At 60.6% G+C, this 13,098-nt stretch carries 11 protein-coding genes; 5 read left to right on the forward strand and 6 right to left on the reverse strand.

Annotated features, from left to right (window positions below):
* Positions 1 to 56 precede the first annotated feature (56 nt).
* The 3 genes from G5182_RS05685 to G5182_RS05695 all read right to left on the reverse strand — a co-directional run bounded on the left by G5182_RS05685 (position 57) and on the right by G5182_RS05695 (position 3,201).
* Entirely contained in the window at positions 57 to 2,168 is a 2,112-nt protein-coding gene (locus G5182_RS05685) for a DUF885 domain-containing protein (RefSeq protein ID WP_227341873.1), read from the reverse strand.
* Positions 2,169 to 2,370: 202 nt separating this feature from the next.
* Entirely contained in the window at positions 2,371 to 2,850 is a 480-nt protein-coding gene (gene bfr, locus G5182_RS05690; RefSeq protein WP_042053647.1) for a bacterioferritin, read from the reverse strand.
* A 144-nt stretch (positions 2,851 to 2,994) separates the two neighbouring features.
* Complete coding sequence (locus G5182_RS05695) at positions 2,995 to 3,201, reverse strand: bacterioferritin-associated ferredoxin (RefSeq protein WP_005335965.1); 207 nt, start codon at positions 3,199 to 3,201, stop codon at positions 2,995 to 2,997.
* Positions 3,202 to 3,337: 136 nt separating this feature from the next.
* On the opposite strand from G5182_RS05695, the gene G5182_RS05700 reads away from it, so the two are divergent.
* Together G5182_RS05700 and G5182_RS05705 are read left to right on the forward strand one after the other, a co-directional pair.
* Complete coding sequence (locus G5182_RS05700; RefSeq protein ID WP_227341874.1) at positions 3,338 to 3,649, forward strand: HlyU family transcriptional regulator; 312 nt, start codon at positions 3,338 to 3,340, stop codon at positions 3,647 to 3,649.
* Positions 3,646 to 5,712, forward strand: coding sequence for a tRNA(Met) cytidine acetyltransferase TmcA (locus tag G5182_RS05705; RefSeq protein WP_227341875.1), 2,067 nt, complete (start codon positions 3,646 to 3,648; stop codon positions 5,710 to 5,712). Before G5182_RS05700 ends, G5182_RS05705 begins: the two co-directional genes overlap by 4 nt.
* Here the strand turns inward: G5182_RS05705 and G5182_RS05710 are convergent.
* A complete protein-coding gene (locus tag G5182_RS05710) occupies positions 5,699 to 6,418 on the reverse strand; it encodes an SDR family NAD(P)-dependent oxidoreductase (RefSeq protein ID WP_227341876.1) in 720 nt (239 codons plus the stop codon). The two genes, G5182_RS05705 and G5182_RS05710, sit on opposite strands and share 14 nt — an antisense overlap.
* 201 nt (positions 6,419 to 6,619) lie before the next feature.
* On the opposite strand from G5182_RS05710, the gene G5182_RS05715 reads away from it, so the two are divergent.
* The 3 genes from G5182_RS05715 (at position 6,620) to G5182_RS05725 (ending at position 8,924) form a co-directional block, all read left to right on the forward strand.
* Entirely contained in the window at positions 6,620 to 7,636 is a 1,017-nt protein-coding gene (locus G5182_RS05715) for a chemotaxis protein (protein WP_227341877.1), read from the forward strand.
* Between the two features lie 176 nt (positions 7,637 to 7,812).
* Entirely contained in the window at positions 7,813 to 8,292 is a 480-nt protein-coding gene (locus tag G5182_RS05720) for a tetratricopeptide repeat protein (RefSeq protein ID WP_227341878.1), read from the forward strand.
* A 17-nt stretch (positions 8,293 to 8,309) separates the two neighbouring features.
* Positions 8,310 to 8,924 (forward strand): superoxide dismutase, encoded by a 615-nt coding sequence (locus G5182_RS05725; RefSeq protein ID WP_064341604.1) that lies wholly within the window; start codon positions 8,310 to 8,312, stop codon positions 8,922 to 8,924.
* An 83-nt stretch (positions 8,925 to 9,007) separates the two neighbouring features.
* Here the strand turns inward: G5182_RS05725 and G5182_RS05730 are convergent, their stop codons facing one another.
* Both G5182_RS05730 and G5182_RS05735 read right to left on the reverse strand, forming a co-directional pair.
* Entirely contained in the window at positions 9,008 to 9,955 is a 948-nt protein-coding gene (locus tag G5182_RS05730) for an ElyC/SanA/YdcF family protein (protein WP_421254251.1), read from the reverse strand.
* A 185-nt stretch (positions 9,956 to 10,140) separates the two neighbouring features.
* On the reverse strand, positions 10,141 to 12,900 hold the full coding sequence (locus G5182_RS05735) for a collagenase (RefSeq protein ID WP_227341880.1): 2,760 nt from the start codon (positions 12,898 to 12,900) through the stop codon (positions 10,141 to 10,143).
* Positions 12,901 to 13,098 lie beyond the last annotated feature (198 nt).

The raw sequence follows: 13,098 nt of genomic DNA on the forward strand, positions 1-13,098 counted from the left end.
AGCCGTATCCTAATCGAAAGCGGCGCCCGTTGCCTTGCTGGGCGCCGTAACTGTGATCACTTCGACTGTTCAATCCACTGCTTGTTCTTCTGCTCCAGCACCGAGATGGGCAGCATGCCGTATTCCAGCACATGGTGGTGGAACGCCTTGAGGTCAAAGCCTCCGCCCAGTGCCTGCTCGGCCGACTCCCGCATCCGGATCAGCGCCAGCTGGCCCGCTTTGTAGGAGGTCGCCTGGCCAGTGTAGGCCATGTATCGCGGTACCTCGGAGCTGATGTCCCCAGCACCCAATGCCGAGTTCTCCTTCATGTAGTTGACGGCCTGATCGTGGCTCCAGCCATACCAGTGGATACCGGTATCCACTACTAGCCGCATCGCCCTGAGCATCTCCTCGTTGAGGCGGCCAAAGTATTGCAACTGGTTGTTGAAGGCGGAAGACCCCTCGACCTTCACGTCTCCCACCGCCGGATCGTAGAGACCGCGCCCCTGATAGAGCCCCATGTCGTGATCCGCCAGATACTCGGTGTAGAGCGCCCAGCCCTCCGCATAGGAGGTGTAGGAGGCGTTAGCCACGTACTGCGGGAAGTCGGGATCCTTGGCGGCTAGCTCCTGGGCGATGGTGATCTGGAAGTGGTGACCCGGCGCCGCCTCGTGGGCCAGCAGGGTGCTGATGTTCCAGCTCTGCAGACCATAGGGGTAGTATGTGTTGAGGAAGAACTGCCCCTTGCGGCCGGTCTGCGGGTTGCCGTCCTGATACCAGGCTACCCCGCCGTATGGCGCATCTTCATAGGAGACGGGCACCACCTCGTAATCCAGTTTGGGAATGGTACGTTCGGCATCGAAGAAGTCTGGCAGCACCAGTGCTGCTTTGCTCTTGAAGACGTTGTACTCCTGCAGTGCCCGCTCGTGTTCGGCCAGCGCCTGCTGCTGTGGCCCGCTCAACGTCGCCCTGGCTGCATTGTCCGGGTTGAGGCCGGCGGACCAGACCTCTAGCGGGTTCTGATAGAAGAAGGTCGGCTCGTTCAGATAGCGGAAGAAGGCGTAGATCTGGCCGCTCTGCTTGCTCTGGCTCACGTCGTCGCTGTCACACTTGCCGACGGAATGGCATACCTTGACCATGGCAGCGAAGATCCGCTCTACCTCGCTCAATCCCAGCTCATGTACCTGCTCGGGTGTCATATTGGTGGTGGTGTGCTTCTTCAGCAGCCAGCGATACCAGTCTCGCCCGTTGGTCATGCCGCAGAAGCCATCATCACACTCGCCACTACCCAAGCGCACTGCATAGGCGCCGCCATGCTGGTAATCCAGATAGTCGCGCAGCGCCAGATAGCGGGTGTTGATGCTGTCCAACACGGCTTTGTAGTCTGCTCGCAGTGTGGCATCGGCATCCCCCGGCAACTGCTGCCAGCCGAGGTTGGAGCCGGCGATCGCCTCCCCATCCAGCTTGCTGTTGAGCTGGGCCAGCAGCCGGTCTACCAGCTCATCAGGCAAGGTGTTGCCTTGAACACTGGCCAGCTCGAACTGGTGTTTCACCTCGGCAAGATAGACATCATAGGCCTTGAGCCAGGTGAGGTGTTCCTGATACCAGGCCAGCGGGGTCATTGTTGTCTTTGCTCGAGTTGCCATTGCAAGTGCCGGAGCTGTGTCTGTGCGGTCGAGATCCCGTCGCCATGCGCCATCACCCGGCGTGACCCTGTCGGCCGAGCTGTGCTCGAAATAGTCGAAGTCACCGCTGACGGTGCGAGCCGCTTTGCCGCTGGCAGGGGCTGCTCCGACGTCATCTGCCAGATCCACCACGCGGTTGCGGAAGTGATGGATCGGGATCTGGGATTGGGGTAAATCGTATCCTTCAAGATTGATCTGCAAGTCCCAGCGGATCATGTCGTAGAACAGCCGATCCCGCTCACTTAGCACCGTGGGATCCAGAGCATTCAGTCGTTGGAGCAGTGAACTGTCGAGTGCTTTGCGCTTGGCGATGCTGGTGGCATCGATGGCAAAACCGTAGGGGTCGAGCGATTGGCTCTCGCGCAGGGCCTCATCCATGGTTTGCATCAGGGATGCTTTGGTGGCTGCGGGATCTGCAGGTGCGTTCGAGCTGTTGTCATTGCAGGCGGCAAGAGACAGGGCAATGGCGCAGGCTAGCGCGAGCTTGTTGGGTAGGAAGTGCATGATTTAGTCCTTTCACATGTTGTTATTGTATGTCCCTGTGAGGGGCCCCAATAGTGCAACTGCCAAGCGTCTGTTTTTGCGATCTGAATAGCAAAAATACGCTTATTTTTCATGCTGATAAGTGGTGTGAAAAGCTATGCAGCCAGACATTAAAAAACCCGCCTTAGCGGGTTTTTTAACCGTTTTTTCATGCCATAACTATTCAGGATGAACTGTGGTGCAGTTGCGACTGCTGGTAGTTCTCCAGCCCGATGCGATCGATAAGATCGAGCTGGGTCTCCAGCCAGTCCACGTGCTCCTCCTCATCCTCCAGGATCTCCTGGAACAGGTCGCGGCTGATGTAGTCCTGCACCGACTCGGCATAGGCGATGGCTACCTTGAGGTCGGGGATGGCATCCATCTCCAGCGACAGGTCGCAGCGCAGCATCTCTTCCACCGTTTCACCGATACGCAGCTTGCCCAGATCCTGCAAATTGGGCAGCCCTTCGAGAAACAGCACGCGTTTGACCAGCTCGTCGGCGTGTTTCATCTCATCGATAGACTCGTGATACTCCTTGTGCCCGAGCGCCTTGAGGCCCCAGTCATCGTAGATGCGGGCGTGCAGGAAGTATTGGTTGATGGCAATCAGCTCATTGGCCAGCACCTTGTTGAGGTGGGCAATGATCTTGGGATCTCCTTTCATCGACAGTGCTCCTTGGTTCGTGCCTGAGGCTTCGATCGTTAGAGCTTAGTCCAGAAAAGTGACAACAAGAGGTCTGGCGAGCCAGCTCGCCTGAGAAAAGGGGTGACCCTGTTGGCGGGTCGCATCAGAAAAGAGGTGTCCGGATCAGGCCACTTCGTAGTAGAGCACGGGTTGCTCCTGCTCCATCTTGTCGAGCTCGGCGGCAATGATCTCCATGGTCATGCGCACGCATTTTCCACATTGGGCGCCCACCTCGAGCGACTGCTTGAGCTGGCGGAATTCGCTTTTACCTGACTGCACCGCTTTGCGGATCTGGGTATCTGTGATGCCGCGGCACAAACAGACGTACATGATGGTCACCTCTTGTGGAATGAGATGAAATCTAAATGAGAATGGTTCGTAGTGCAAATAACCATTGGTAATAAGATCCCCTGCTTGCCACTGTGCAACCCCTTGGGGACAATGCTGGCAACCAGAGGAGATCACCATGCTCAAGAAACTGTTCAGCGCCCTGTTCGGGGGCGAGCCGACCAAGGCGCCGGAAGTCACTCCCACCGAATATGCTGGCTATCTCATCTATCCGGAGCCCATGGCAGAAGGTGGCCAGTACCGACTGGCAGGGCGCATCACCAAGGAGCTGGACGGCGTGCTGCAGACTCATCGCTTTATTCGCTCCGATCTGTTTGCCAATCCGGCCGATGCTGAGCGTTTCATGGTGCAGAAGGCCCACACCTTTATCGATCAGATGGGAGATCGCATGTTCGAGCCCCGCAAACCGGCTTACAGCCAGGCTTCATGACGCCGCCTGAGCTCAACAGCCTGCGCAATGCGCTGGCCCGCGCCGGCGAGCGGCGCCTGATCAGGCTGGAGGGGGAGGAGGCCGACTGCATTGCCCGCGCCCAATCCCTGCTCAGCGAGACCGTCTTCTGGCTTGGCGCCGGGCCCGAGTGTTATGCCCCGCAACCCGCCGCCAAGGCGCTGCAGCGGCTCGGTCAGGAGTGTGACACGCTGGTGTTAAACGCCTTCAGCGGCTTTCATCCCGACGCCTTCGGGGCGCTGGCGGGCACTCTTCGCGCCGGAGGCTTGCTGTTGCTGCTGACCCCACCCAGAGCGCAGTGGCCCGCATGGCCGGATCCCGACCGGATCCGGCTGGTGGCCCAGCAGGAGGAGGCGAGCCGGGCGGGCCACGGCTTTATCGCCCGGCTGGTGCGGTTGTTGGAAGGTGATCCTGCCCTCTCTCTGGAGCCGCCGGTTTGTTCGCAGCCGTGGCAACCGATTGGGCCGGAGCGCAGGCTGAGCTGCGATCAGACACGGGCACTGCCCGCCATCCACAAGGTGTTGCACGGCCATCGTCGTCGGCCACTGGTGCTGAGCGCCGACCGCGGCCGAGGCAAGAGTGCGCTGCTGGGGCTGGCTGCCGCCGAGCTGCTGCGCCAGCAACCCTCGCTGAACATAGTGGTGACGGCCCCCTCGCAGGCAACGGTAGCGACCCTGTTTGCCCACGCCGCTCGCGGGCTAGATACCACGCCTGGACAGCTGGCTGGGCTGAGCTACTGTTCGCCGGATCGGCTGGTGCACGAGGCGATTAATCCCGATCTGCTGCTGGTGGATGAAGCGGCCGCCATTCCGACCCCGCTGCTCGAGGCCATGCTGGCCCGCCACAGCCGCATCGTGTTTGCCACCACCGAGCATGGTTACGAGGGGACGGGGCGCGGTTTTCACCTGCGCTTCAAGCGTGTGCTCGATAGCCAGACCCCGGAGTGGCAGGAGATCCACCTCTCTGAGCCCATTCGCTGGAGTAAGCGTGATCCGCTGGAGCCGCTGATTTTCCGCCTGCTCGGCCTCAATGCCGAAGTCGCAATGCCCTTGCCGCCGACCAGCCCGAGCTGGCGTCTGGTCAATCAGGAGGTGCTGGCGAGCGACGAGACGTTGCTCAACCAGCTGTTCGGCTTGCTGGTGCTGGCTCACTACCAGACTACGCCGAGCGATCTCAGATCGCTGCTGGAGAGCCCGGATCTCGACATCCATCTGCTGGAGCAGGATGTGTGCCTGCTGGGAGTGGCGCTGGTGGCGCGGGAAGGGGAGATAGATCCCGAGCTGGCCGAGGCGATCTGGGCCGGGCGTCGTCGTCCGCGCGGCCATCTGCTGCCCCAGTCGCTGCTAGCTCATGCCGGTTTCAAGACTGCGGGGGGGCGCAGCTACGCCCGGGTGATGCGTATCGCCATCCACCCCGAGCTGCAACGGCACGGTCTGGGTTCACTGCTGCTTGGCAAGCTTGAGGAGCACTATCGCCAGATTGGCACCGACTACCTCGGCTCGGCCTTTTCGGCCAGCGCCGACCTGCTCCCCTTCTGGCGCAAGGCAGGGCTGGAGGTGCTGCGCATCGGTCTGCAACGGGATGCCGCCAGCGGCTGCCACGCAGCCCTGCTGCTAAAGGCGCTGAAACCCGAGCATGAGCCCGAGCTGGATCAGTGGCAGCAGCGTTTCATTCGCCAGTTGCCTACCCTGCTGGCTGGTGAGTTGAGCGAGCTGGATCCCGAGCTGGTATGGCAATGTCTGCAAGGCAGTACCGCTACCGCAGCGGAGCTTGGCGAGTTCGAGCGCGACGAGATTGAGTGCTTTGCCCTGCATCACAAGCCGTTCGAACTGAGCCAGTCGAGCTTGCAGTTATGGCTGGCACGCCATCTGGCTGTGCTGGCTTCACTGACTCCTGACGAGCGTTATCTGCTGATAGCAGCCATCTGGCAATATGCCGACTGGGGAAGACTGGCTGCGAGGTTGCAACTGGCGGGCAAGCCGGCCGTGATCAAGAGTTTGCGGGCGCTGCTGGCGCGTCTCTTGAGTTCCTCTACCACTCGATAGGGTTGCCCTGCCAGTCGAGAAAGCTCAGTTCGCCATCCGGTTGTAGCCGGTTCATCAGGTTAACCAGATGGTTGGCTACCTGCTCGGGACTCTGCACGTTTCCCGCCGGTACATTGGCGTGAAACGGGCGGGAGAGCGGGGTATCCACTGTGCCGGGATGGAAGGCCAACAATTTGACGCCTGGGGCCCGCCGGGCCAGCTCGATGGCGGCACACTTGAGCAGCATGTTGAGGGCAGCCTTGGATGCGCGATAGCCATACCAGCCGCCCGCTCGGTTGTCGCCAATGCTGCCGACCCGGGCACTGAGAACGGCCAGAGTGCAAGGCTCGCGGCCAAACAGCGGTAACAACTGGCTGAACCAGCACAGCGGCAGCAGTGCGTTGGTCTGGTAGAGACGGGTCATGGCATCAAGATTGAGTGATTCGAGCCGCTTCTCCGGCTGGATCTCCCCCTGATGCAGGATGCCGTTGCAGATCACCACCCTGTGCGGTTTCGGTGCCAACTCCGCGATGCGGGCTACCGCAGTTGCCATCTGCTCATCGCTGTAATCACAACATAGCCAGTGCAGGGCTGGCGAAGAGGCTCCTGCTGGTGCGGGCTGACGGCTGATGGCAATCACTGGCCCGACACCCGCCGCCAACCAGTGTGTCACCAGAGCCGCCCCGATCCCGCCAGAAGCGCCAATCACGACGATACCTTCACTCATCTCAGGCTCCTTGTAAGTACATGATGGATTTCACCATCCGCCAATGTTGTCCTGATTGGCAGATACGATCCCGCCAGCCTGCGGGATCAAGCGGTTAACGATGCAATCTTGCCGAGATCCGAGCCGTTGGGTGAATTCCATTCCTATACTGAGGGAAAACCGCAGCGGTCTGCTGCCCGCGCAACCAGAATGAGAGTCACCATGATGTCCAAAGATGGGGAAGAGCGTAAATCTATCCTGACCGAAAGTGGCACCAACGAGCTTGAGATCATCGAGTTTCACCTCAAGAAGCAGCTACCGGACGGCCGTGAAAAAACCGCTTATTACGGGATCAACGTCGCCAAGGTGCGCGAGGTGATCCGGGTGCCGGAGACCACAGATTACCCCAACGCCCAGCGTCATATGGTGGGGGTCTTCTCCCTGCGGGATCGCCTCATCCCGCTGGTGGATCTGGCGGGCTGGCTCGGCATCAAGACCAACCCTGACCCCAGCCACAAGGTGGTGATCGTCACCGACTTCAACAAGATGGCCAACGGCTTTCTGATCGATAGCGTCAGCAGGATCCACCGGGTATCCTGGGAGGATGTGGAGTCCCCCAGCCAGTTTCTGGAGGCGGGGGAGAACGACTGCGTGGTGGCCGTGGTCAGGCGCGATGGCAACCTCATCATGATCCTCGATTTCGAGAAGATCATCGCCGATATCAACCCCGAGCTCAGCATGGAGAAGTACGACGTCACCCAAGATCGCAAAGTGCTTATCGACGATCGCATGATGGCGCTGCGACAGGGCAAAACAATTCTGGTGGTGGACGACTCGGCCTTTATCCGCAAGATGATCGAGACCACCCTGCGCACCGCTGGCTACAACGTGATCACGGCCAAGGACGGGGGAGAGGGGCTGGAGATGATGACGGATTTCGATCGTCTGGCCCAGGAGGAGAGAATGCCGGTGACCGGCTTCGTCAATGCGGTGATCACCGATGTGGAGATGCCGCGCATGGATGGTATGCACCTGCTCAAGCGGCTACGGGATACCCCCTCCTACAAGGATATGCCCATCGTGATGTTCTCCTCTCTGATGAGCGATGACAACCGCCAGAAAGCGCTGCAACTGGGGGCCAACGATACCATCACCAAGCCCGAGATAGGGCGCATGGTGGGGATGATGGACCATATGCTGCTGGGGATCGCCCCGCCTTCGCCAGCCAACAACATCTGACCTGCCGTTAACTTGCCATTGGCCGGTCGAATCCACTGACCGGTTGCCTCAAGCGGCCACTCCTTGCCAAGGGGTGGCCGCGCTGTTTTGGCTGTTTGCTGCGATTCCAGACGCCCCTTGTCTCCCGGATATGATTTGTGTAATGATAATTATTATCATTTGTTGGTGTGAAGTATATGACAGCAACCTGGGTGAAGGGGTGGGTCGAGTCAACCGAAGGTGGCAGCAGCATGAGTCACTGGAAACAGCAGACTCGAGAGGGTAACCGGCTGTTTGACTGCGGCGAGTATCATCAGGCGTTGGCCCATTATCAGCAGGCGCTCTGGCTGGCTCGTCAGCAATTGGTGCAGTGGCATGACGCCGATGAGGCGGTGGCTGCGCTGGTTGTGGCTCACCACAATCTGGCGGATCTGCTGGTGGCCATGACTCTGTCCGATCGCGCCGCCGACCTGCTCTGCTATGTGCACGACTGCCTGCTGGCGACCTGTCACTCCCCCGCTTGCTCCTCTCGCCTGCGAGAGGCGGCTTTGCGCCATACCCGCACAACCCGTGCCGAGTTGCTGACGTTCGTACAGCGCCACGGCAGCCACGCCGGGATCATGCGTTCGCTCGGTCACTGCCTGTGTCAGAGCGAGCCCTCATCCCGGCTCCATTAATCCGAACAGAGGTCATCATGAGCCATACCCTGCCTGCCCTGAACTATGCCTACGACGCACTGGAACCCCATATCGATGCCCTGACCATGGAGATCCACCATAGCCGTCATCACCAGACCTATATCAATAACCTCAACGCCGCACTGGAAGGGGCGCCAGAGCTGGCTGCACTGCCGGTTGAGGATCTGCTGCGCCGCTTCGATACTCTGCCCGCCACCTTGCAAGGGGCGGTCCGCAACCATGGCGGCGGCCATGCCAACCACTCCCTGTTCTGGCTGGTGATGAGCCCGCAGGGGGGCGGTGAGCCAGGCGGTGAGCTGGCGCTGGCCATCGAGCGGGAATTGGGGGGATTCGATGCTTTCAAGCAGGCCTTCACTCAGGCGGCCCTGAGCCGCTTTGGTAGCGGCTGGGCCTGGCTGGTGGTGGACAAGGCGGGCAGATTGCAGGTGGAGAGCAGTGCCAATCAGGATAGTCCCCTGATGCATGGCCATACCCCGATCCTGGGGCTGGATGTGTGGGAGCACGCCTACTATCTCAAGTACCAGAACAAGCGTCCTGACTATATCGCAGCCTTCTATCAGGTGGTGGATTGGGCCGAAGTGGCCCGCCGCTATCAGGCGGCGCGAGGCTGACCTGTCGCTGGGTATGGGTGTGCAGGCTCACCGCCACAACCCGCGCTGTAATAGCAAGACCCGCCAGTTGGCGGGTCGTCTGTTTATGGTGTGGCTGTGCTGGCGCTGGCGGCTGAAGAGGCCACCGGCAACGTGGGCAAGGCCGCGCTGGGCATCTCGGCGGCGGTTTCTGCCGCGGATTTGGCGGGAGTGATCGGCTCAGTCGTTGCCGCAGCGGATAAAGCTAGCGTGACTTGTTCCGTCACGGCCGAGGCTGATGGAGTAGCAGACTCGGTGGCAACCGCGGCAGAGACTGCCGCTGGCTTTGCCTCATCCACAGCCGGTTTGGGCTGTTTGAGGCAGGGTTGCAGGCTGCCGATGGTGCTCAGTGACTGGCAAGGCACAGGCAGACCGATGGGGACCGGTGCCCCGAGAAACTTGGGCCCCTTGTCCAGTACATAGAGGTCGAGCAACCCCATCAGGCGGGCAAAGACTTCCCGCACCCGGGTGCGGATCCCCTGATAGGCGCTGGGGTCCTCGGCATTGAAGCCGACCGCATCGATACCGAAATGGCGGGCGATGAAAATGGCCCGCTCGTTATGAAAGCCCTGGGAGACCACGGTAAAGCGCTCCTGGCCGAACACCTCCTTGGCGCGAACCACTGAGTCGAGGGTGCGGAATCCGGCGAAATCCATATAGATGGCGGAGGCGGGGATGCCCGCCTTGATCAGGGCGCGGCGCATCTGGCGTGGCTCGTTGTACTGCACGGTGGCGTTGTCACCGGAGACGATGATGAAGTCCACCTTGGCATTGTTGTAGAGCTCGGCCGCCGCCTTGATACGGTATTTGAAGTAGTGGTTGGGGCCGCCACCGGAGAGATATTTGGAGGTACCCAGCACCACCGCAACCCGGTTGTAGGGCACCTTGTCCACCCGATCGTAGGTGTAGTGACGGGCATCCGAGACGATCCACTCGCTGTAGCCCAGCAGCATGGCAATCAGGGCCAGCAGCAAAACGAGGCAGGCGAGGAGGATCTTGGCAAACTTCTTCATGCGCGGTGCGGTCAGGGTCTGAAGTTGGGAATGGCTATCGGCATTCTATTACAACTCGGCCGCTGGCGTCAGGCTTGATAACGGGCGGGCACCTCATTCGGGCAGAGGTTGTCGCAGCAGAGGAGGGAGTGCGGGGGAAAAAGCGAGGGGCTGCGGTGGCAGCCCCTCTTTGTGTTGGATGTCTATCAGTGGGCGGAGTCGTTACCCTTGCAGGCGTCTGACTCCTTGTTTGTTTGCCACCAGGGCAGCAGATCCCGGGCGAGCCACGCCTGATAGGCGTCGCTGTCGTTGGCGATCAGCCGGTCCAGCACCCCTTCGAAGTCGCTCATCGCCTGCTGCCGATCCGGGTTGCGAAGCGCCTGTGCCAGCGCCAGCCAGCAGGCGCCGCGACCGGTATCGTTGAGGAAGCGGTGCACGGTATAGGACCAGGAGTAGACCATCTCGCCACCCTGCTCGTAGTCAAGGTGGAGGATCGCCGCCAGTGTCGGGCGCTGGTTGGCAGGGCGGTTTGCCACGTTATCCAGACCCCGGGCAAAGCACTGGCCGTGAGCGATGTACTCTGCAATCCCCTCGGCCCACCAGGTAGTGCGGTTGAGCGGATAGTGGCCGAAACTGCCGTACTGGTTGAAGCGGCCATCCAGATAGTGAACGTACTCGTGGCGCAGGTTCCACACCTGGAAGGCAGGGCGTTTCCACTCCGCCTCATAGGCGAAGAAGCGGGCCTGATTGCCGGGGCGAGCCGGATCCCCCTCAATATAGATGCCGCCATTGTCGGTGGATACGCCAAACAGCGCGCTGCCGTAGCGGCCCCAGTCGGCGGAGGAGTTGAAGATCACCAGCTCCAGCGCCTCGTTGTGATCATCGGCCACCGGTTGCCAGCCTGTCTCCATCTGCTGGTGGAAGCGCTGCTCTTCATCACCCAGCTCGCGGCAGATCCCTTCGGCCTCAGCCTGGGTCAGATCCTGGGCGCGCAGACGCAGGGTTGGCGAGCAGGTGTGCTCGAACGGCAGAATATCTTCCATGCGGATCGGGGTACAAAGCCCGGCGAACTCGCCACTGACACAGGCTTCGCTGGTGCGATCCGTGTAGGTGAGGTAGTAGCTGGAGAGGGTCAGGGAGACCTCTTCCAGCATGGCAGCCGGATGCTGTCCACCCGGGATCAGCCCCTGCTGGCGCATGATGGCGATGACATCGCGATCCAGCTGTTGGCGATAGGCAATCGCCTTATCCGGACTGGTGTGATGGAGGTAGCGCATCATCTGGTAGAGGCGGCTGTGGGCATCGAGGATGTTGTTGAAGATAAACAGACCCCGTGAGCCATCGCGCTGTTTCCAGAGGGCCAGCTCGCTCAGGCCCAGTTGCAGCAGGCTCTGGCGCAATGCCGCCTCCTGTTGCAGCACAGCTGCGCTGAAGTCTGCCTGCTGACCGTAAGAGGCGCTCTGATCGACCAGATTGAGCAGCTCGAACAGGCCATCGGCCCAGGGTTTGTGGCCATTGATCTGTGCCGCATGTTGCACCGCATAGCCGAGCGCCTGGTTGAGCTGGGTCAGCATGGGGGCGGCACTCTGGCGGAAGGCGGCTTGGCCAAGTTGGCCCTGCGCTGCCACGCTCCAGGCTTCCAGCACTGTGCCAGCCTGATCCTGTGGTTCAGCTCCCAGCAGCAATGGGTGGTTGAGCAGATCAATCATCACCCCGGCCAGAGCCCGGGCGGCCTGATCACTCTCTTTGCCAACGCCGCCGTGGTAGTTGTGGGCGCGCACATAGTAGAGCAGCTTGTCCATTGCCGGATGGGTCGGTTGGTTGGCCGCCAGCAGGGCACGCATGCCGCGCACCACCGCCATCAGCTTGGCGTCATCGTGGCCGTAATCCGCCTGCCAGGCAGGACTGTTCTGGCCGCTCACGTCGGCCACCAGTTTGGCGGCATCGCTGTCGAGCAGATCCACATCGGGCTGCTCTGGCTCCGAGCAGAGACGACCGTTGGCACGGCGGCACTCCAGCTGCTCCTCCTTGCTGGCCAGCACGATGGGGCGATTGAGCACCCGGCTCTCCTGCCACTCTTTGCTCTCTGGCAGGGGTTGCCACTCGCCGCCGGCGACCGGGTATTGGTAGCCGCTATCTTGCAACGTTACCTGAACCTCGCTGCCAGCGGGGATCACCTGACGGCAGATGCGATAGCGGATGGTGTTGCTCCCCTCCTTGCGCTCCTGCGGCTCATCACACTCCTGTTGAGGCGTGAGTTGATCCAGCTGCCACTGATAGCGGCGCCAGACATGGAGCTCGCTGACCTGAGCGGCAGCCTGACTGCCTGCCACCGGTTGCAGACGGAAGAAGATCTGCTCCAACCGGCCATCCCGTTCACTCGGGGTCTCTTCAAGTACCTGCAACTGCTGCCAATCCTGCGGCTGATAGTGCCACTCCGACTCGGCGCAGCGGCCCTGCGCGTTGAGCTCGCAACGATCCAGCTCCCTTTCGCTCTGACCCAGGATGATGGCTTGCGGCAGCGGCAGACGATCCTGCCGCTGGGCGGTCGGCGTGCCCGCCAGCTGCTCCCAGCGACCCTGCTTGAGGCCATAACCGAAGTCATAACTGCTGGCGGGAATGAGCTTGCCCGCTGGAATCCGGTCTTCACAGCGCATGAAGCGGATCTGCCAGCCCGCATCTACCTTGAGCTGCGGGTCGCCACACTGTTGCTCGGCCAGTGCGGCGAGATCGCTGTTCTGCCAGTCGAAGCGGCGGTAGACCCTAAGCTGCTGATAGGGTGCATTGCTGCTGCGCGCCTTGAGCTCGTAGGTGATCTCGGTGATGCGAGCGGCCAGCTGCCGGCTCGATTCGCCAGTCAGCTGATACTGTCGCCAGTCATTGGGGGAGTAGTTGGCTTGCGCCGAGGATGTAGCCAAAAGCAGGGGGCCTGCCAGCAGCAGCCACCCGGTACCTGAACGGTTCATTTTTATCCCTTTGTTCTTTTTTGTGTATTGTCTTGCGAGTAATCGCAAGGCAATTTAAACAGTTCCAAAGGGATATCAATTGCCAATTAAAAATCAGATAAATCAATAAGATGGTGACTTTTTGAGTCTGATCGAATTATCGTGGGTTGGCGCCGCAGTAAGGACTCACATGTTTCTTTTTTGTTTTCAAAGAAGATC

This window comes from Aeromonas sp. 600948, assembly GCF_049174875.1.
GTDB lineage: Bacteria > Pseudomonadota > Gammaproteobacteria > Enterobacterales > Aeromonadaceae > Aeromonas > Aeromonas veronii_A.

Bases quoted from the DNA above. Each gene is read 5' to 3' on its own strand.
- G5182_RS05685 (WP_227341873.1), bottom strand. From the start codon at position 2,168: ATGCACTTCCTACCCAACAAGCTCGCGCTAGCCTGCGCCATTGCCCTG.
- bfr (WP_042053647.1), bottom strand. From the start codon at position 2,850: ATGAAAGGAGATCCCAAGATCATTGCCCACCTCAACAAGGTGCTGGCC.
- G5182_RS05695 (WP_005335965.1), bottom strand. From the start codon at position 3,201: ATGTACGTCTGTTTGTGCCGCGGCATCACAGATACCCAGATCCGCAAA.
- G5182_RS05700 (WP_227341874.1), top strand. From the start codon at position 3,338: ATGCTCAAGAAACTGTTCAGCGCCCTGTTCGGGGGCGAGCCGACCAAG.
- G5182_RS05705 (WP_227341875.1), top strand. From the start codon at position 3,646: ATGACGCCGCCTGAGCTCAACAGCCTGCGCAATGCGCTGGCCCGCGCC.
- G5182_RS05710 (WP_227341876.1), bottom strand. From the start codon at position 6,418: ATGAGTGAAGGTATCGTCGTGATTGGCGCTTCTGGCGGGATCGGGGCG.
- G5182_RS05715 (WP_227341877.1), top strand. From the start codon at position 6,620: ATGATGTCCAAAGATGGGGAAGAGCGTAAATCTATCCTGACCGAAAGT.
- G5182_RS05720 (WP_227341878.1), top strand. From the start codon at position 7,813: ATGACAGCAACCTGGGTGAAGGGGTGGGTCGAGTCAACCGAAGGTGGC.
- G5182_RS05725 (WP_064341604.1), top strand. From the start codon at position 8,310: ATGAGCCATACCCTGCCTGCCCTGAACTATGCCTACGACGCACTGGAA.
- G5182_RS05730 (WP_421254251.1), bottom strand. From the start codon at position 9,955: ATGAAGAAGTTTGCCAAGATCCTCCTCGCCTGCCTCGTTTTGCTGCTG.
- G5182_RS05735 (WP_227341880.1), bottom strand. From the start codon at position 12,900: ATGAACCGTTCAGGTACCGGGTGGCTGCTGCTGGCAGGCCCCCTGCTT.